At 69.7% G+C, this 17,044-nt stretch carries 14 protein-coding genes; 7 read left to right on the top strand and 7 right to left on the bottom strand.

Annotation, left to right across the window (positions count from 1 at the left end):
• Window positions 1-61: 61 nt before the first annotated feature.
• The 4 genes from SK854_RS46045 to SK854_RS46030 all read right to left on the bottom strand — a co-directional run bounded on the left by SK854_RS46045 (window position 62) and on the right by SK854_RS46030 (window position 3,152).
• The gene (locus SK854_RS46045) at window positions 62-283 is read right to left on the bottom strand and encodes a hypothetical protein (RefSeq protein ID WP_319981526.1); all 222 of its coding nucleotides are present in this window, start codon (window positions 281-283) and stop codon (window positions 62-64) included.
• Window positions 280-1,437, bottom strand: a complete 1,158-nt coding sequence (locus SK854_RS46040; protein ID WP_319981525.1) for a S8 family peptidase — start codon at window positions 1,435-1,437, stop codon at window positions 280-282. Before SK854_RS46040 ends, SK854_RS46045 begins: the two co-directional genes overlap by 4 nt.
• Window positions 1,438-1,500: 63 nt before the next feature.
• On the bottom strand, window positions 1,501-2,658 hold the full coding sequence (locus tag SK854_RS46035) for a cation:proton antiporter (RefSeq protein WP_406601910.1): 1,158 nt from the start codon (window positions 2,656-2,658) through the stop codon (window positions 1,501-1,503).
• A gap of 20 nt (window positions 2,659-2,678) precedes the next feature.
• A complete protein-coding gene (locus SK854_RS46030) occupies window positions 2,679-3,152 on the bottom strand; it encodes a cation:proton antiporter regulatory subunit (protein WP_319981523.1) in 474 nt (157 codons plus the stop codon).
• Window positions 3,153-3,170: 18 nt separating this feature from the next.
• On the opposite strand from SK854_RS46030, the gene SK854_RS46025 reads away from it, so the two are divergent.
• The 5 genes from SK854_RS46025 to aroH all read left to right on the top strand — a co-directional run bounded on the left by SK854_RS46025 (window position 3,171) and on the right by aroH (window position 6,750).
• Window positions 3,171-4,271: a DUF1015 family protein gene (locus tag SK854_RS46025; RefSeq protein WP_319981522.1), complete on the top strand. Its 1,101-nt coding sequence runs from the start codon at window positions 3,171-3,173 to the stop codon at window positions 4,269-4,271.
• 63 nt (window positions 4,272-4,334) lie between these two features.
• Complete coding sequence (locus SK854_RS46020; RefSeq protein WP_319981521.1) at window positions 4,335-5,279, top strand: hypothetical protein; 945 nt, start codon at window positions 4,335-4,337, stop codon at window positions 5,277-5,279.
• Entirely contained in the window at window positions 5,279-6,025 is a 747-nt protein-coding gene (locus SK854_RS46015; protein ID WP_319981520.1) for an ATP-binding protein, read from the top strand. The genes SK854_RS46020 and SK854_RS46015 overlap by 1 nt, the downstream gene beginning before the upstream one ends.
• A gap of 31 nt (window positions 6,026-6,056) precedes the next feature.
• A complete protein-coding gene (locus SK854_RS46010; RefSeq protein WP_319981519.1) occupies window positions 6,057-6,356 on the top strand; it encodes an STAS domain-containing protein in 300 nt (99 codons plus the stop codon).
• Between the two features lie 31 nt (window positions 6,357-6,387).
• Window positions 6,388-6,750, top strand: a complete 363-nt coding sequence (aroH, locus tag SK854_RS46005) for a chorismate mutase (RefSeq protein WP_093605103.1) — start codon at window positions 6,388-6,390, stop codon at window positions 6,748-6,750.
• Here aroH and SK854_RS46000 read toward each other — a convergent pair.
• Window positions 6,740-7,660 (bottom strand): homocysteine S-methyltransferase family protein, encoded by a 921-nt coding sequence (locus SK854_RS46000; protein ID WP_319981518.1) that lies wholly within the window; start codon window positions 7,658-7,660, stop codon window positions 6,740-6,742. The two genes, aroH and SK854_RS46000, sit on opposite strands and share 11 nt — an antisense overlap.
• 87 nt (window positions 7,661-7,747) lie before the next feature.
• Between SK854_RS46000 and SK854_RS45995 the strand changes: the two genes are divergently transcribed.
• Window positions 7,748-8,785 carry a hypothetical protein gene (locus tag SK854_RS45995; protein WP_319981517.1) on the top strand — a complete coding sequence of 346 codons (1,038 nt, stop codon included), beginning with the start codon at window positions 7,748-7,750 and terminating at the stop codon, window positions 8,783-8,785.
• Here the strand turns inward: SK854_RS45995 and SK854_RS45990 are convergent.
• A complete protein-coding gene (locus SK854_RS45990) occupies window positions 8,775-9,215 on the bottom strand; it encodes a pyridoxamine 5'-phosphate oxidase family protein (RefSeq protein WP_319981516.1) in 441 nt (146 codons plus the stop codon). The genes SK854_RS45995 and SK854_RS45990 overlap by 11 nt on opposite strands.
• A gap of 317 nt (window positions 9,216-9,532) precedes the next feature.
• On the opposite strand from SK854_RS45990, the gene SK854_RS45985 reads away from it, so the two are divergent.
• Window positions 9,533-15,592, top strand: coding sequence for an RHS repeat-associated core domain-containing protein (locus SK854_RS45985; RefSeq protein WP_319981515.1), 6,060 nt, complete (start codon window positions 9,533-9,535; stop codon window positions 15,590-15,592).
• 363 nt (window positions 15,593-15,955) lie between these two features.
• Here the strand turns inward: SK854_RS45985 and SK854_RS45980 are convergent, their stop codons facing one another.
• Window positions 15,956-17,008 carry an NACHT domain-containing protein gene (locus SK854_RS45980; protein WP_319981514.1) on the bottom strand — a complete coding sequence of 351 codons (1,053 nt, stop codon included), beginning with the start codon at window positions 17,006-17,008 and terminating at the stop codon, window positions 15,956-15,958.
• Between the last annotated feature and the right edge of the window lie 36 nt (window positions 17,009-17,044).

The following is a 17,044-nucleotide window of genomic DNA, read 5'->3' as shown; positions in this document are numbered from 1 at the left end:
CCCGCGCACAGCATAGAACACTTGTTCGATCAGTCGTGTGTGGGGTCAGCGGAGAGCCTAGTCAGTACGGCGGGAGCTGTACGCGCCACTGCCGTTCTACGTCGATGACTCCGGGTACCGCCTGCAGCGCCGGGATGGCTCTGACCTCGGCGGTGCCGGTGACCACGCCCAGGGCCTCCAGGACCGTGTCGACCACCAGGCCCGCCTCCCGCAGGTCGTCGAGGACCCGCGGGAGGCTGCCGTCCGTCACGGAGACCATCACCTGGTCCACCGAAGCGGTCATGGCGCCTGGACGAGTCCGGTGCCGATGTCGGTGGACGGCAGGGGCAGGCGCAGTGCGGTGCCGGCCAGGCGGGCCCACAGTTCGAAGCCGCGGGCGCCGGTCCTCTCCGCGATCAGGACCGCCACGCCTGCCACGTGCGGGGTCGCCATCGACGTGCCGCGCAGGCGTGAGTACTTCTGCGGGAGCTTGAACGACGAGTAGACGTCGACGCCGGGGGCGCACACGTCGATCTGGCCGATCCTGTCCGCCGAGCCCGAGGAGAACGACGCGATCGCCCGGTTCACGTCGATCGCGGCCACGGCGATGATGCTGGGGCAGCGTGCGGGGTGGCCCACCGGCGCGATGCGGGCCGGGCGTGACGAGGCGTTGCCCGCCGCGGCGATGATCAGCGTGCCCTTGGCCATCGCGCGCTGGGCCACGGTCTCGTAGATCTGCGAGTACGGCGTGCCCGCCGGGACGTCGGCGCCCAGCGACATCGAGATGACCGCGCAGCCGTTCGCGACGGCCCAGTCGATGCCCGCGAGGATGCCGCCGTCGGAGCCGGAGCCCGCGTTCGACAGGACCTTGCCCGCGAAGATCTCCGCCTCGGACGCGACGCCGTAGCCGGGCAGGGTGGCGGGCTTGCGCGGGCCGGAGGACGTGCCGATGCAGTGCGTGCCGTGGCCGTGGCCGTCCTGCACGTCCTCGCCGGTGATGAACGACTTCGTGGTGATGGTGCGGCCCGCGAAGTCCGGGTGATTGGTCTCCCAGCCGGTGTCCAGGACGGCGATCTTGATGCCCTTGCCGGTGGCCGTGCTGACGTCCGCGCCGACCGCCTGCAGCCCCCAGGTCAGCACTGATTCGTCGGCTGCCGCCTCAGGCGCTTCCTCTTCGGCCGGTGCCGCGAACACGTGCACGACGCGTTCCGGTTCGACGATCTGGACCGCGCCGGGACCCTCCGCGGCGCCGTTCAGCTGGCCCAGCAGGTTCGGGTCACCGGACACCACGGCGACGCCGAGCTCCGGGAACACCTGCAGCGTGTCCGAGCCGATTTCGCCGGTGTTCGGGTTGAACCCGGCGATCGCGCCGAGTTCGGCCAGGCCCTCTTCTACGGCGTCTTCCTGCAACAGCACCAGGAACCGGCCGGTGGTCTCCACTTCCGCGGGTTCGGTCATGACGATTCGCCCCTACTCTCCGTCTAGCCCTCACTAGAGAGTCGTCACATCGGGGCAGTTGTTTCAGGCCATCTGCCGTCTGCGCTGAAAGAATTCACCGATTGGCTCAACGTACTTCGCCGCGATGGGCCCGAGGATGGCCATCAGCAGCACGTACGCGGTGGCCAGGGCGGCCAGCTCGTCGGCCACCTGGCCGGACGCCACGGCCAGCCCGGCGATGACGATGGAGAACTCGCCGCGCGCCACCAGTGCCGCTCCCGCACGCATGCGGCCCATCGGCCCGATGCCCTGCCTGCGCGCCGCCCACCAGCCCGTGAACACCTTCGTCGCGGTCGTGACGGCGGCCAGCGCCACCGCGATCCCCAGCACCGGGGGGATCGAGCGCGGATCGGTGTTCAGTCCGAACACGACGAAGAACATCGCGGCGAACAGGTCGCGCAGCGGCTCCAGCAGGCGCGTCGCGTTCTCGGCGGTCGACCCGGAGATCGCGATGCCGAGCAGGAACGCGCCGACCGCCGCGGAGACCTGCAGCTGCGAGGCGATGCCCGCGACGAGCAGGGCGGAGCCGAGCAGCTTGAGCAGGAACACCTCGTGGTCCGGACTGTCCACAATGGCCGAGATGAACCGGCCGTACTTCAACGCCACCACCAGGACCACGGTGATCGCGAACAGCGAGATGCCGACCGAGGTGAGGCCGCCGAGGAAGCTCACGCCCGCCAGCACGGCGGTGAGCACCGGCAGGTACACGGCCATCGCCAGGTCTTCGAACACGAGCACGGACAGCACGACCGGCGTCTCGCGGTTGCCGAGACGACCCAGATCGCCGAGCACCTTCGCGACGATGCCCGACGACGAGATGTACGTGACGCCCGCCATCGCCAGCGCCCCGACCGTGCCCCAGCCGAGCAGGATCGCCGCGATCGCGCCCGGCGCCGAGTTCAGCACCAGGTCGAGCACGCCGGCCATCCAGGACTTCTTCAGGCCGGTGGTGAGCTCGGACGCCGAGTACTCCAGGCCGAGCAGCAGGAGCAGCAGCACGACGCCGATCTCGCTGGCGATGTGCGTGAACTCCTCGATGCCGTGTAACGGGACGAACCCGCCCTGGCCGAACGCGAGCCCGCCGATCAGGTAGAGCGGGATCGGGGAGATTCCGGCACGGCGAGCCACACGACCCAGCAGACCGAGGCCGAAGAAGACCGCGCCGAGCTGGATCATGGCCATAGTTGTCTCGTGCACTGTGCTTAACCGCCGTGGAGGATCTCAGCGGCGGCGTCGAGGCCCTCCGCGGTGCCGACGACGACCGCGAGGTCGCCGTTTTCGAAGAGGAAGTCGGGGCCGGGCGACGGATGCGCGTTGCCCGATCGCACGACGGCCACGATGGACGCACCGGTCCTCGTGCGCAGAGCGGTCTCGCCGAGCGAGTGGTTCGCGAACGCGGTCACCGGCAGCTGGCGGGTGGTGATGCCCGCGATGTCGCGGGTCTCCTCGCGCAGGTGGGCGACGAGCTGCGGCGCGCCGAGCAGGCCCGCGAGCGTGTTCGCCTCTTCCGGCGAGAGCGGTATCGAGGCGGCGCAGGAGTCGGGATCCGATGCTTTGGACAGGATGAGCTCGAACCGGCCGTCCCGGTAGGTGATCACGCCGACTCGGCGCCCGGCGCGGATCATGAAGTCCTGGCGCGTACCGATGCCCGGCAGGGGCGTGATCTCTACGTTCACACAGATCATGATACGTGCATGTCACTGCGTGTACGCCCCGTGCGTCGCGGCTGGGTGGTGCGCGAGCGCGTGCCCGGTCCCGACGTCGACGAGTTCGCCGAACCCGGCCAGGTGATCGGGGCGCTCGCGAGAGCCCCGCACGGCACGTTGCTGGCCGTCCAGCACCCCCATCGCACGCCCGCCGCCCTGGCCGCGGGCACCGGGTTGCTCGACGCGCTGCCGCACGCCCGCTCCGAGCTCGCCGCGTTGATCCGGCGGGCGTACACCGAGGTGACCGACGTCGTCGCGCCGTACCGGGTGGACGGGCCGGACGGGACGGCGTGCGGTCTGCTGTGCCTGGTCGATCCGGACGGGATCGAGCACACCGAGGACGTCTACCCGGACGTGGTCGCCGAGCGCGGTCAGGTGCTGGCCTCGCTGGGCATCGCGACGAGCGCGGCCATGCTCGTTCCGATCACCCCGCACGACGGGCTGACGGACCTGGTGCTGGGCATGACCGGCGATCCGGCCGTGTCGCTCGTGGACTCGGGCGGGCGGCGGCACTGGGTGTGGCTGGTCGGGCCGGGGGAGTTGCAGCAGCGGTTCCTCGAAGCCGCGGGCGCGCATCCGTTGCTCGTCGCGGACGGCAACCACCGGGTCGCTGCGGCGCGGGAGGCGGGGCTGGCCGGGTTGCTGGCGCTCGTCACGTCCGGGCCGGGGTTGCGGGTCGGGCCGATCCACCGCGCGATCGTCGGCACCGGGTTCAGCACGTCCGATCTCGTGACGGCGTGGGAACGGGTCGGGCTGACGGTGTCGTCGCTGCCGTACGTCGTCGATCCGGAACCGGGTGTCGTCGTGGTGCGGTGCGCGGACGCGGTGCTGCGGGTCGAACTGCCCGCGGGGCAGGGGATCGACCACGCGGTCGTCGAGTCGGTGCTGCTGGGCGAGGCGCTCGGGCTCGACCCGGAGAGCCCGTGCGTGCGGGCCGTCGTGGATCCGTCCGTGGAGGCCGAGGCGGTGCTGCTGATCGCGCCCGTGCCGTTGCGGGAGGTCCTGGCGGGCACCAAGATGCCGCGCAAGAGCACCTATTTCACTCCGAAGCCGCGAAGCGGGCTTCTGCTGGCCGATCTGTCACCGTAGGGCCCTGCCCGGCGGGTTCGTTCGACCCTGGTCCCCGGCCCAACACGCGTTGAAAATCGTTCAATGCACAACGACGCCTCACCCTCGTTGCCGCCGCCCCACGCCAAGATCGGGCTCGTGCACGTCAGGCACCTGAGGGCGATGACGTCGGCGTTGCGCGCGGTCGACTACCGCTACGGCGGTGGGGCGTGCCGCACGCAGGTGCAGGCGATGTTGTCCTGGTGCGACAAGGCTTTCCCGCACTCGGCCAGCGCCGCCGTTCGGCGCGACTTCCGGTGCGCCATCGCGGAACTGCACGCGCTCGCCGGGTGGACCGCCTTCGACGCCGGGCTCGGAGGGTCCGCGCACCGCCACTTCCTTCTCGCCCTCGACTTCGCCCAGGACGAGGATCTGGTGGCGAACATCCGCTATCGGATGGGGCGGGTCCACCTGCACCACGGTGGACCCGCCGAAGCGCTCGGCATGTTCCGGCTCGCGGGAATCGTCGCGGACAACCACCACACGAACGCGATCCTGGCCGCGAACCAGGCGTGGTGCCACGCCGAGATGGGGGATCGGGTGGCCGCGCTGGCGTTGCTGGGGCGTGCGCACGACGAGTTCGCAAGGGCGGACGTGGACCGTGCCGCGCCGTGGGCCGCGTTCTTCGACGTGCACGACCTCGCAGGCATCACCGGTGCCGTCTACACCTCTCTCGCGAGCACCGTCGACCCCGGCTTCGCGCGACCGGCCATCACGTCGTTGCGGCAGGCCGTGACGGGGTACCGCGACGACATGGCGCGCAGCCGCACGTTCGCGCTGATCGCGTTGTCGCTCAACCATCTCCGGGAAGGGGACGCGGACGAGGCGGCGGTGACGGCGGCGCTGGCCGTGGTGCAGACCGGGGACATGTTGTCCGCTCGCACGCGCAAGAAGCTCGATCCGTTGCACGCCGAAGCGGGCAGACGCCGCGCGACCACGGTGCGGGAGCTGATCACGCCGTTGCTGGCGGTCCCGTCGTACGCCGCGTGATGAGCGCGCGGACCCGGTGGTTTCCGGCGACACCAGGGTCGTTGCCGGAGATCCGGGCCTTCGTGCGAGGTCTCGCCGGTGAGTCCGGGCTGCAGGGCGACGACGCGCGGGACGTGCTGCTCGCGGTGTCCGAGGCGGCGGACAACGCGGTGCGGCGCGCGGGGGCGTCCGTCGTCGGGGTGACGTGGGAGCCGCGCGACCACGCCGTGCTGCTGACCATCGAGGACGACGGCGTGTTCGACCTCGAGGCCGGCACCGCCGCCCGGCCGCTGGGCCTGCGACTGCTGTTCGGCATCGCCGACGAGGTGCAGGTGCGGCCAGGCAAACCGACCTGGCCCGGCACGGTCGTGCGAGCGCTCGTGCGGGTCTGGTCGCGTGCGGGCGTCCCGGACCTGCCCGCGCCTCCGGGACGCCCGTGCGTGCTGCTCCTGGACGGCGACCGGTTCTCCGGCCAGTCGCTGGCCGCGTTCCTGCACGCCGAGGGGTACGACGTGACGCTCGTGACGACGGTCCCGGCCGCGCAAGAGGCTCTTCAGAGTCCACCGGCACTGGCGATAGTGGACCTGCTGACGTCTCATGGTGAGGGGACCAGGTTCGCGGCGGCGGCACGAACGTCCGGTGTGCCGGTGGTAGCCGTTTCGGCGATCGAGCCGGCCGCTCACGTCGCCGATGCTTATTTGCCGAAACCAACGCACCCGCTGCGTGTGCTCGCGGCGGTGCGAGATCTGCTGTCTCCTGATCCGTGAGGCACCCACGATGGAACCGCAGCCAGTCCTGTTGGAGGTACGTCGCCACGGCGCGGTGGTGACGCTCACCGGCGAGGTCGACCTGAGCACCAGCGACCTGCTGCGCTCCGAGCTCGCTCTCGCCTGTTCGTTCGGGGACGGCGCGGGAGACGTCGTGATCGACTTCAGCGGCCTGACGTTCATCGGGTCGAGCGGCCTGCACGTGCTGATCGAGACCGCGGGCGTGCTCGGGCAGCGGCGGCTGGTGCTGCTCGGCGGCGGGTGGGGCGCCTACGTCGTGAACCTGCTCGGCCTGACCCTCCGCTTCCCCAACATCGTCGTGGACCACTGATGTCCACTGAGGACGCTGTAGGGTCGGTCGCATGGCGGTACGAGCGATCAGGGGAGCCACGCAGATCGACGCGGACTCGCGCGACCTGCTGCTGGAGGCGACGGCCGAGCTGGTGCGGGAGGTGTTGTCGTGCAACGCGTTGACAGCCGACGACCTGATCAGCGTCGTCCTGACCGCCACCCCTGACCTGGTGTCGGAGTTCCCCGCCTACGCCGCGCGCCTGGCAGGCCTTTCGGACGTACCACTGCTGTCCGCGACGGAGATCGCCGTGCCCGGCTCGATGCCGCGCGTGATCCGGTTGCTGGCGCACGTCGAGACCGATCTGCCGCGGTCGTCGATCAAGCACGTCTACCTGCGCGGGGCGGCGGCGTTGCGGACCGATCTCAACCACTGAACGTTCTGCTGATCGCGTCGACGTGCCGGTGGTCGGTGCCGCAGCAGCCGCCCAGCACGGTCAGCTGGGGGAAGCGCGCTCTGAGTTTCCGGTAGTCGTCCGCAAGTTCTTCGGGATCGCCCCGGTCCAGTGTCTCGGCCTCGTCGAGTTCGGCGTGGCTGAGTTTCGACGCGTTGGCCCTGATTCCTCTCAGGCGTTTCGTCCACTCGGCGTTCGGGTCGAGCGCGGGTGCGATGTGGGTCGGGTGTGCGCAGTTGACCATGTAGTAGACCGGATAGCCGTTCGTGACGCGGTCGACGGCCTCGATCGCGTCACCGAGCGCTTCTCCTGACGGCAGCCTGCCGTCGGTTTCGACGGTGAACGAGATGACCACGTGCGCGTTCGCTTCCCGTGCGGCGTCGACGATTCCGGTGGCCTCCGGGACGTTCGTGAGCGTCATGGCGGTGACGAGGTCGGCGGGGGTGCCGGCGAACGTTCTGATCTGGGGCGAGTGGTAGTCGCGCGCCTCCTCCCTGGTCATGATCGACTCAGGCCGGTAGGCGTCGCCACGCGGCCCGACGCAGCCGCTGATGACGACCGGGATCGCGAACCGCTGCCGCACGTCGAGAAGCAGGTCGACGGCCTTGCGGTTGGCTGCTTCGAGCCGTTCGTCGTCGTAGCCGAGCCGTGCGGCCCAGTCGGGATTGGCGCGCCACGTGGCGGTTTCCAGGACGACGCCGACGCCGTCGCGTTCGGCGATGCCCGCGTAGCGCTCGAAGTAGCGGGTGAGTGCCGCGTGGCCGTCAGCGTCGTCGAGCAACGGGAAGGCGGCGAAGTCGGGCAGGTCGATGCCGTCGTCGAAGATCAGGGTGGTCTCGGCGCCGCCGTCGGTGAGGAAGAGCGGGGCGTCGAGCTGGGGCAACTGCGTCATCGGGCGCCTCCAGGCCGGAGGGCTCAGTGTGCGTTCCGGACGCCGTTTCCGCCCGCTAACATGAAGTGATCATCGGGGGGTGATCGCATGTTCCAGCCTTATCTGGCCGACTACCGCTATTACGCGTTGTTCGAGAGCCAGAGCCACATGTCCGACATCGGCCGGGCCACCGGGCTTTACCGCTCCATCAGCGCGTACTGCGAGGAGCGGTACGAGGGCCACGGCAGGTGGGAGTTGAGCATCGGCCTGTCGATGTCATCGGAGCGCGACTCCTACGCCGACTACCGCGAGGCGAGCCCGGCCGAGGTGGAGTACCTGAAGCGCCGCACCGACGAGCAGCAGCAGGAACAGCCGCAGTCGTCGCCCGGCGAGTCAGCCGGCGTCGTCGCTCTGCTGGCGGCACGGCGGAACGCCGAACCGGTGGACGGCCACTACTACTTCGCGGAGTTCGACGAGCTTGCCGACGTCGTGGACGTCGACCGCGCGCACGCCCTGATCCGGTGCCCCGCCAGTGGCGGCGGGAAATGGGAGATGTTCCTGCACGAGGGGACGTGGGTGCCGGGGGAGGAACCGCGGCGAAAGCACGTGTTGCCGGTCGGCCGCGAGGACGTCGAACGGATCAGCCGGGCGAGGGAGACCGCTGAGGCCAGGTACTTCGACGTCTGGCTCGGCGGCACCGTCGAGAACGGGCTCTACCGCCACGTGCTCGTTCGCCGCACCGGATCGGCGGACGAGACCATCGACGACCTCGGCTGGCAGCACACCGACGTGCTCAGGCGGCTGGAGCCCGGCTGGTGGGTGCTGGAGCTCGGCGAGCGTGCTTTCGGCAGCTCGCGCTACGTCGCCGTGATGATGGGGAGATCGCGCAGGTTCGGCGACCGCCGCCACGACTACCAGGCGTTCTTCAACAGCAGTGACGACGTCTACGACTTCGGCAAGGTCCTCTTCCTGGCCAGGCGCCTGCCGAATCCGTACGAACTGGAGTACGAGCTGTTGACACCAGACGGCTGGAAATGGGTCAGCGGATCGCTCGGAGGAGAGTCGCTGCCGATCTCCGAGGAGGAGTTCCAGCGGCTCGCGGCGCCCCACCCGGACGGGCAGGGCGCCGGCGACGTCACGCGCTGAAGTCCTTGCCGGGCAGCCACCCGTTGGGGATGTCCGTCACGCGCCACGACGGCACGGACACCTTGACCGCGCGGATCGGCGTGGCCAGGAACGGCTCCACCTCGGGCACCTTCGTCACGAGCCGCTGCCGCACGGCCTCGTCCTCGGCGCCGTCCACCACCACGGCCGTGCCCCTGGCCTGCAGGAACGGCTCCATCGGCGACCCGGTCGACACGACCAGCGCCACCTCGGGGTTCTCCTTGATCGCCTTGAGCGTCCGGCCGCGCTCCTCCAGCACGAGCACGAGGGTGTGCAGCCCGTCCTCGGCGAAGTAGACGCCGCTCACCCACGAGCCGTCCGAACCCGCCGTGGCGAGGAACATCGACTTGTGCGCGGCGAGCGTGCGGTGCAGCAACGCCTCGATGGCGCTGTGCTCTTCCGTGCTGGTCACTGAGCCCTCCATGTGATCGGTGATGCGCACACGTGATCGGCCACGGGAGCTCGCGCCTGTTGCGGATTCCACCGATCGATACCTCGATGGCAAGCCTTTTGTGATTTCTTGACACGCCGGAAATCCCATGCAACCTAGAATTGCGCGACTCGCCCGAATGGCTGTGGTGCCGGGGTTTGAGGACCGCTAGGAATGGTGGCGGAACCACGCAACTGTTCGTATCGCGCATTGTTCTGGGTCACCTGGGGACTACGTGACCGCGTCGGGGCGAACCAGTGGACACCTTGGGGGCAGGGGGAGCTGTGGGGAGTCGTGTCGTGGGCAGACGCCCGCGTTTGATCGCTTTGAGCTGTGTCGTGGTGCTGGGCGCCAGCCTGTTGCAGGCGGTGACCTACGCACAGGCGGCAGGAGCCGCGCCGGGGGTCACGGCGGGTGCGGGGCCGGTGGACCGGCCGGTGCCCGCGGAGGCGCGGCCCGACGAGGCCGTGCCGCCGGACAAGTGGCCGCCGGTCGTGCCGCTGGGCGTCAAGGCGGGCGGGCAACCGTCCACGGTGGACGGGCAACGGCTCGCGCAGGTCAGGGCCGAGGTCGACGAGGTCTTCGCGAACGTCGAGCTGCGGTCGGGTTTCGTCCTCGGCGACACCTCGCTGGTGGCCTACTTCGACGTCAAGAACGACCCGCGGCCGTGGCAGTCCTGGCGCGCCAGGGTCTTCGAGGCCGGAAGCACGACCGAGCAGGCCTCGACGACGCTGCCGCGGTCCGAGCTGACCGTCCAATGCGGATCGGTGAGGCAGTTCTGCCGGTCGTTCGGCGCCGCTGACGGCTGGGTGCTCGATCCCGGGAAGGAGTACTTCGTCACGATCGCGGCCGTGCTGGACTCCGGTGAGGAGCTGGTGTCGGCACCGAGCCCGAACAGCAGGCCGCGCACGACCGAGCTGCCGGACCCGCTGCCGGTGGAGCAGGTGTCCGGTTGTGGGTGCGGCACCGCGCTGAGCAACACCGGGGCACGGCCCGCGTTCCGCGGTGACGGCGTCAGCACGGCGATCGGCGCGTACACGCGGATCGAGACCGATCTGTCGATGGCGTCGTTCGGCATTCCGTTCTCGTCGAGCCGGGTGTACTCGTCGAGCCTGACGGTGCCGGGCCTGTTCGGAACCGGGTGGGCCTGGTCGTACGGCATGCGCGTCACGCCAACGGATCAGGGCGCCATGGTGCTCGCCGACGACGGTGCGCAGGTGCTCTTCCGCAACGCCGACGGTGGCGGTTTCCAACGCCCACCGGGCGTGCGTTCGTCGTTGCGCAAGACCGCGTCCGGCTGGGAGCTCGTGACGCTCGGCCAGATCACCTACGAGTTCGACGGCCAGGGCAAGCTGGTCGCCGTCCGCACGGCGCGGGGCGTCGCGACGAAGCTCGCGTACACCGGTGAGGGCGTCGAGATCACCGACCCGTCCGGCCGTGTGGTCAAGGTGCGGGTGGAGAACGAGCGCATCCGCTCGATCGCGCTTCCCGATCACCGCAAGGTTTCTTACGAGTACGACGACGCAGGACGCCTGGCCGTCTACAAGGACGCGCGCGGCTTCAAGTGGAAGTACCGCTACGGCACCGACAACCGCCTCACCGAGGTGCAGAGTCCGCAGGACCACAAGCGGATCGTGTTGATCCGCAACGAGTACGGCGGCGACGGCAGGGTCGCCAAGCAGTCCGACGCGCTCGGCAACACCACGACGTTCGCCTGGAACGGCGAGACCCAGGAAGCCACCACGACGGACGCGGACGGCGTGATCGTCCGCGACGGCTACCGCGGCAACGTGCTGATCTACACCCGACGCGGCGCCGGTGACACCGACAACCACCGTTACGACAAGTCGCTCAACCGCGCGTTGATCGTCAGCGGTAACCACAACCAGCACGAGTCGTTGTTCGACCTCAACGGCAACCCGGTGACCCGGCGCGCGCCGGCGGAGATGAAGTTCGACGAGAAGACCAAGTACGACGCGCGCAACAACCCGATCGAGTTCACCGACGCCAACGGCAACGTCTGGAAGAACACCTACAACGAGTTCGACGAGCTGACCCGCAGCACGGACGCGGAGAACCACTCGATCAACCACACCTACGACGAGCGCGGCCTGCGTACCACCACGACCGACCAGCGCGGCAAGGTGACGCGGTACGAGTACATCGCGAACGGGCAGCCGAACGCGGGTCTGCTCGCGGCCGTCGTCTCGCCGGAGGGCAGGCGTTCCGAACTCGGCTACGACAAGGCCGGCCGGCGTGTCACCGAGACCGATCCGCGTGGCACGGTCAACGGCGCGAACCGCTGGCAGTTCACCACGAAGTTCGGCTACGACGAGCAGGACCGGACCGTGGAGGTCCAGGAGCCGGGCAAGGACCACTCGTCGCGCACGTTCTACGACGAGGTCGGCCGGGTGCGGTCGACGATCAACCCCGAGGGGCTGGAGGTCAGGAACCGCTACCTCGACAACGGGCGCCTCGACGCCGTGATCGATCCCCGCAGGACGACGAAGGTCGTCTACACCAACGCGGGCAGGCGCGCGGCCGTGCGGACCGAGATGGGCGGCGACGGACCCGACCTCGTCACGTCGTACCAGTACAACGCCAAGGGTCTGATGCAGTCGACCACGTCGCCGCGCGGCAACGTGCCGGGCGCGAACCCCGCCGACTTCACCACCACGTACCGCTACGACGCGAACGACAACCTGGTCCGCATGTCCCGGCCGTATCCGGGTGGCCAGGTCGTGCACAAGGACATCAAGGTCGACCCGCTCGACCGCACGACATCCACAGTGGACGAGTTCGGCAAGACGGCGTCGTTCCAGCGGTCCAACACCGGTCAGGTGTCGTCCACCACGGACACGCTGGGCCGCGGCACGACGATGACCTACGACCGCAACGGACGCCAGACCTCGCAGGCCGACGCGGGTGGCAACTCGGTCAAGTACACCTACGACGAGGCGGGCAACAAGACCAGCCGCACCGACGCGGCGGGCGGCAAGACCTCGTGGGAGTACAGCGACGACGGCCTGCTCGTGGCCAGCACCGAACCGCGCGGCAACGTGCCCGGCGCGGACAAGGAGAGGTTCACCTCCCACGTCGAGCACGACCTGGCGGGCAACCGCGCCAAGGTGATCAACGCGCTCGACCAGGCCACCACGACGACGTTCGACGCGAACAACCGGCCGACCTCGGTCACCGACGCGAACGGCCACGTCACCCGTTACCGCTACCGGGAGGACAACCAGGTCCACAGCGTCCACCAGGCGGACGCGAGGTACCTCCCGCACGCGCCGGACATCAACGCCACCGTCTACGACTACTACGAGGACGGCCTGCTGAAGTCCGTGCGGGACCCGTACTTCCGCACGACGAAGCTCGAGTACGACCGGGCCGGGCGGCCGATCGGCACCGTGGACCCGTTGGGGCGCAAGGTCGAGGCGTCCTACGACACCGAGGCCAACCTCCTCACGATGCTGACCCGGTCGTCGCACGAGCACCTCTCACCCGAGGAACGCGCCAAGCGCACGATCGTCAACACCTACGACATCGTCAACCGGCGTGAGCGCAGGGCGTTGGGCAACGGCGGCCCTGTCTACACGTGGGGCTACGACGCCAAGGACCGCATCACGTCCTACGGCGACCCGCTCGGCGTGCGTGAGGTCACCTACGACGACGAGGACCAGATCAAGCGCGTCGTGCGCCGCGAGGCCGGCGACCGCACCGAGACGTTCAACTACGACTACGACGCTCGCGGCAACATCACCTCCCGCGAGTACCCGGACGGCACTCGGGTCACCACCGGTTACGACGCGGACAGCCGGATCACCGAGCAGACCGCGGCGGGCGCGACCTGGCGGTTCGGCTACGACGTGGCCGGCAGGCGCACGAGCACGACCCTGCCCGGCGCCACCGGGCTGGTGGAGAACCGCGTCTACGACGACGCGGGACGGCTCACCGGCGTCGGCACCGAACGCGTGCCCGGCAGCCCGCCGCGGCCCGACGTGCAGGACCCGGTGTCGAAGTACCAGATCGACCTCGACCCGGTCGGCAACCCCACCAAGGTCGTCACCACCCGCGGTGGCGTGTCCGAGTCGGTCGCGTACGCCTACGACGACGTGGACCGCGTGAAGTCCGCCTGTTACGCGGCGGCCGACTGCGGCAAGAACACCGCCGCGGCGGGCCGGATCGACTACGAGTACGACCTGGTCGGCAACCGCACCAAGCAGAAGCGGACCGGCACCGCGGGCGACGACGTCACGCACTACGACTACGACTCCGCGAACCAGCTCACCAAGAAGATCGTGCAGCCGAGTCGCGGTGTTCCCACTCTCACCGACTACGACTACGACCTCAACGGCAACCAGACCAAGGCCGGGCGGGAGAAGGCCACCTACAACCTGGACAACTCGCTCGCCACGGCCACCAACGCCGCCGGCGCCACGACGTCGTTCTCCTACGACGCCACGGGGCTGCGGCTGGCCGGCAGCAGCGGCGACACGACCAAACGCTGGTCCTGGGACGTCAACGGCACGCTGCCGCAGATCGCGGTGGACACCACCACGAACGCGGCCGGTGCCCAGCTGGAGAAGCGGGCGTTCACCTACGGACCGGACGACGAGCCGTTGGCGTTGCTCGATCCGGCGGCGGGCGTGCACCCGTACACCCACGACTGGCTCGGCGGCACCGCGAACATGCTGTCGCCGGACGGCAAACCGCTCACCGGCTACGACTACGACCCGTTCGGCAACCCGCGCCAGGGCCCGACCCTGACACCGGGCGAGGCCGCTCCCGCCAACCCGCTGCGCTACACCGGGCAGTACCAGGACTCCAGCTCCGGTGAGGGCAACTACTACCTGCGGGCGCGCAACTACAACCCGGACACCGGCCGGTTCACCTCGACCGACCCGATGCCGCAGCCCGGTCCCGCGATCTCGGCGTACGCCTACGCCGAGAACAACCCGATGGCGTTCACCGACCCGACGGGCGCGGTGGTCGACGCGGGCGGTGGCGGCGGCTCGACGCTGGAGAGCGGCGCCACCGAGCCGACCGGCCCGAGCCCCGAGGACGTCGCGAAGGCGCAACAGCTGCAGAGCAAGAGCGTGCTCGACGTCATCCTCGAGGCCGGTGGCCAGATCCTCATGGAGTTCCTGGGGATCAACGACATCATGAACTGCCTCAAGGGCGACCTGGGCGCGTGCGTGTCAATGGTCGTCGGCGCGCTGCCGTGGGGAAAGATCTTCAAGGCGCCGAAGATCATCGGGGCGATCTTCAAGGCGGGCAAGGCCGTCGTCACCTTCTTCCAGGAGCTGAAGTGGGCGCGCGCCATCATCCAGGGCGCGGAGAAGGCGGCCGAGGCGGCTCGGGCGGCGGCAGCGGCGGCGGCGAAGGCAGCCGCGGAGAAGGCGGCCCGTGCCCGCGCCGCGGCGGAGGAGGCCGCGCGCAAGGCGGCCGCACAAGCCGCCGAACGTGCCAAAGCCGCTGCGGCGAAGGCCAAAGCGGCGACGAAGAAGAAACCCGAGGCCTGCGCGACGGGGACCAAGCACAGCTTCCCCGCGGGCACACGGGTGCTGCTCGCCGACGGCACGACCAAGCCGATCGAGGAGGTTCAGCCGGGCGACACCGTCGTCGCCACCGAGCCGCGGTCCGGCAAGTCCGTGTCGCAGCAGGTGTTCTTCACCATCCGCACGGACCACGACAAGTCCTATGTGGACGTCACGGTGAAGACGGAGGACAGCTCGTCGGCCACGATCACGGCGACGGACAACCACCCGTTCTGGTCGGTGACGGCCGGACGCTGGGTGGACGCGGGCGAACTGCGCACCGGCGACCTGCTCAAGACGGCCGCGGGGACGTTCGTGCAGATCACGGCCGTGCGTGCCTACACGGCCTCACAAAGCACGTTCGACCTGACCATCAACGGCACCAACACCTACTACGCGCTGGCCGGCGCGACCCCGTTGCTGGTGCACAACTGCGGTGGTTCTGTCGCCAAGCACTCCACCAAGTGCGAATGCGCGAGCGGCAAGGACCCGCGGGTCGTGCGCAACCCGCACGGCCGCAAGGGAAGCCCGGCCACGCAGGCACAGCTCGACGACATCCGCGACGAGATGCTGGAGGTCAACCCCGGCTGGAAGCACGTCGCGGGTGGCAGCGAGCCCGAGCGGGCCGTCACCGGTCCGAACGGCGAGGTGCGCTACGCGGACCTGGAGTTCGAACTGGAGGACGGCTCACCGTTCTTCGTGCAGACCGTGGACACGCTCGCTGACGGCGTGACGGCGAATCCGCGCGAGATGGGCAACGGGATCGATCTCCTGCTGTGGGGCAAGGGACCCGTCATGAACGTCCCGAAGATAAAGTGATCCAGGCTCTGGGGGCGCCGTTGGTGGCGCCCCCTTCGCCGTTTCCGAGGAGGTGACGTGGCGAGGAAGAAGCTCTCCCCGGTGTTGCTGCTGCCCGAGGACGAGGTGGCTCTGCAGGCCGAGATCACGGCCGCGCACCCGGACGTCCGCGTCCTCGACTCCGGCCCGTGGGCGGACGCGGGCACGCCGCCGGTGCTCGGTTCGATCACCGAGGTGCGGTTCACCGGCTATCTGTGGCCTACCGCGCTGCAGCCCGAGTTGCCGGTCGAGGTGCGCAGCAACGGCACGGTGTGGGGCGTCGAGACCGGTAAAGCGGTGCAGTGGAGCCGCTGCAGGGCGGCCGACGGCACACTGTCGGCGGGCTCACTGGGGGTCGTGATCGAGCCCGGCATGGAGGAGTTCGTCCGGTCGGTGTGGCGGATCTTGTTCCGGCTGACGTCCAACGACCTGGTGCGGCACCACCGGCCCACCGGCGAGCACGTCCGCATGCCCACGTTCCGGATCGGGCCGCACGCTCTCGCCGAGGCTCGTGCCGGCCGGCTCGGCCTGATGTCGTCGGCCCTGGTGCTTCACCCCGCTGACTGAGAGCCGCCGCAGTTCGACCACGGCGGCGCGTCCGACCAGGACACCGCTCTCCCGGACGATCTCCTCGTAGTCGTCGGCACGGCAGGTGAGCACCAACGGCCTGGTCTGCTCTGCCACGCGCGCGATGTCCCGTACGGCGTCGGCCTTCAGCACGACCTCGTCCAGGGCGTCCAGCACGGGCAGGACCAGTCCGCGTTCGACGAGTTCTCGTGCGACACGCTTACCGCGTCGGCGGAACACCGGATGGTCCGCCGAAATCCGTCGCGCCATCCACTCGTCCAGGTCCTGCTTCCCGGGATTCCACGACGCCAGCGGGAACAGCACCGGCACGAGGTCGCCGGGTTCTCGCTGGGCGAGCAGGCGGAGCGTGAGCTGGACCGCGGCGCTCGTCTTGCCGCAACCGGGCTCGCCCAGCACCACGAGCTGGTGTGCCGGCAGTGCGCACAGCGCCTTCGTCAGGTCGCCCGCCTCGCCGTGCAGCTTCAGCCGGATCGGTCTGCCCGCGACCACGCCCGTGCCGATGATCTCCGCGGGGCTCGGGGAGACCGGCCGTCCGGTCGACGCCCAGCGTGCCTCCAGCGGGTCCTGGCGCGTGCGTTCCCACCGCCCGGCGACGAGCCGGGCGAGGTCCTCCAGCGCCTGGTCCGGGTCACGCGCGGTGTCGTTGGTACGAAGGCTCAGCAATCCGGCCACCAGGCCCGCGACCGCGAGCACCGCCCCTGCCACGCCACCGAGTTCACCGCCCGCGTCCGGCGTGGTCAGCCAGATCAGGACACCGATGACCGACACGGCGAACGCCACGACGGCGAGCCGCCACCTGCGCAAGTTCACCGGGGCATGATTCCGGATGATCGGCACCTGGACCGT

This window comes from Lentzea sokolovensis (assembly GCF_033949975.1).
In the GTDB taxonomy this organism is placed as follows: domain Bacteria; phylum Actinomycetota; class Actinomycetes; order Mycobacteriales; family Pseudonocardiaceae; genus Lentzea; species Lentzea sokolovensis.
Note: the sequence above shows the minus strand (reverse complement) of the source record. Positions and strands in the feature narration are given on the sequence as shown.

What these genes read in the sequence shown, in the direction of transcription:
- SK854_RS46025 (WP_319981522.1), top strand. Translation starts at nt 3,171, where the DNA reads ATGTCACTGCGTGTACGCCCCGTGCGTCGCGGCTGGGTGGTGCGCGAG.
- SK854_RS45995 (WP_319981517.1), top strand. Translation starts at nt 7,748, where the DNA reads ATGTTCCAGCCTTATCTGGCCGACTACCGCTATTACGCGTTGTTCGAG.
- SK854_RS46015 (WP_319981520.1), top strand. Translation starts at nt 5,279, where the DNA reads ATGAGCGCGCGGACCCGGTGGTTTCCGGCGACACCAGGGTCGTTGCCG.
- SK854_RS46000 (WP_319981518.1), bottom strand. Translation starts at nt 7,660, where the DNA reads ATGACGCAGTTGCCCCAGCTCGACGCCCCGCTCTTCCTCACCGACGGC.
- SK854_RS46045 (WP_319981526.1), bottom strand. Translation starts at nt 283, where the DNA reads ATGACCGCTTCGGTGGACCAGGTGATGGTCTCCGTGACGGACGGCAGC.
- SK854_RS46020 (WP_319981521.1), top strand. Translation starts at nt 4,335, where the DNA reads ATGCACAACGACGCCTCACCCTCGTTGCCGCCGCCCCACGCCAAGATC.
- SK854_RS46035 (WP_406601910.1), bottom strand. Translation starts at nt 2,658, where the DNA reads ATGGCCATGATCCAGCTCGGCGCGGTCTTCTTCGGCCTCGGTCTGCTG.
- aroH (WP_093605103.1), top strand. Translation starts at nt 6,388, where the DNA reads ATGGCGGTACGAGCGATCAGGGGAGCCACGCAGATCGACGCGGACTCG.
- SK854_RS46040 (WP_319981525.1), bottom strand. Translation starts at nt 1,437, where the DNA reads ATGACCGAACCCGCGGAAGTGGAGACCACCGGCCGGTTCCTGGTGCTG.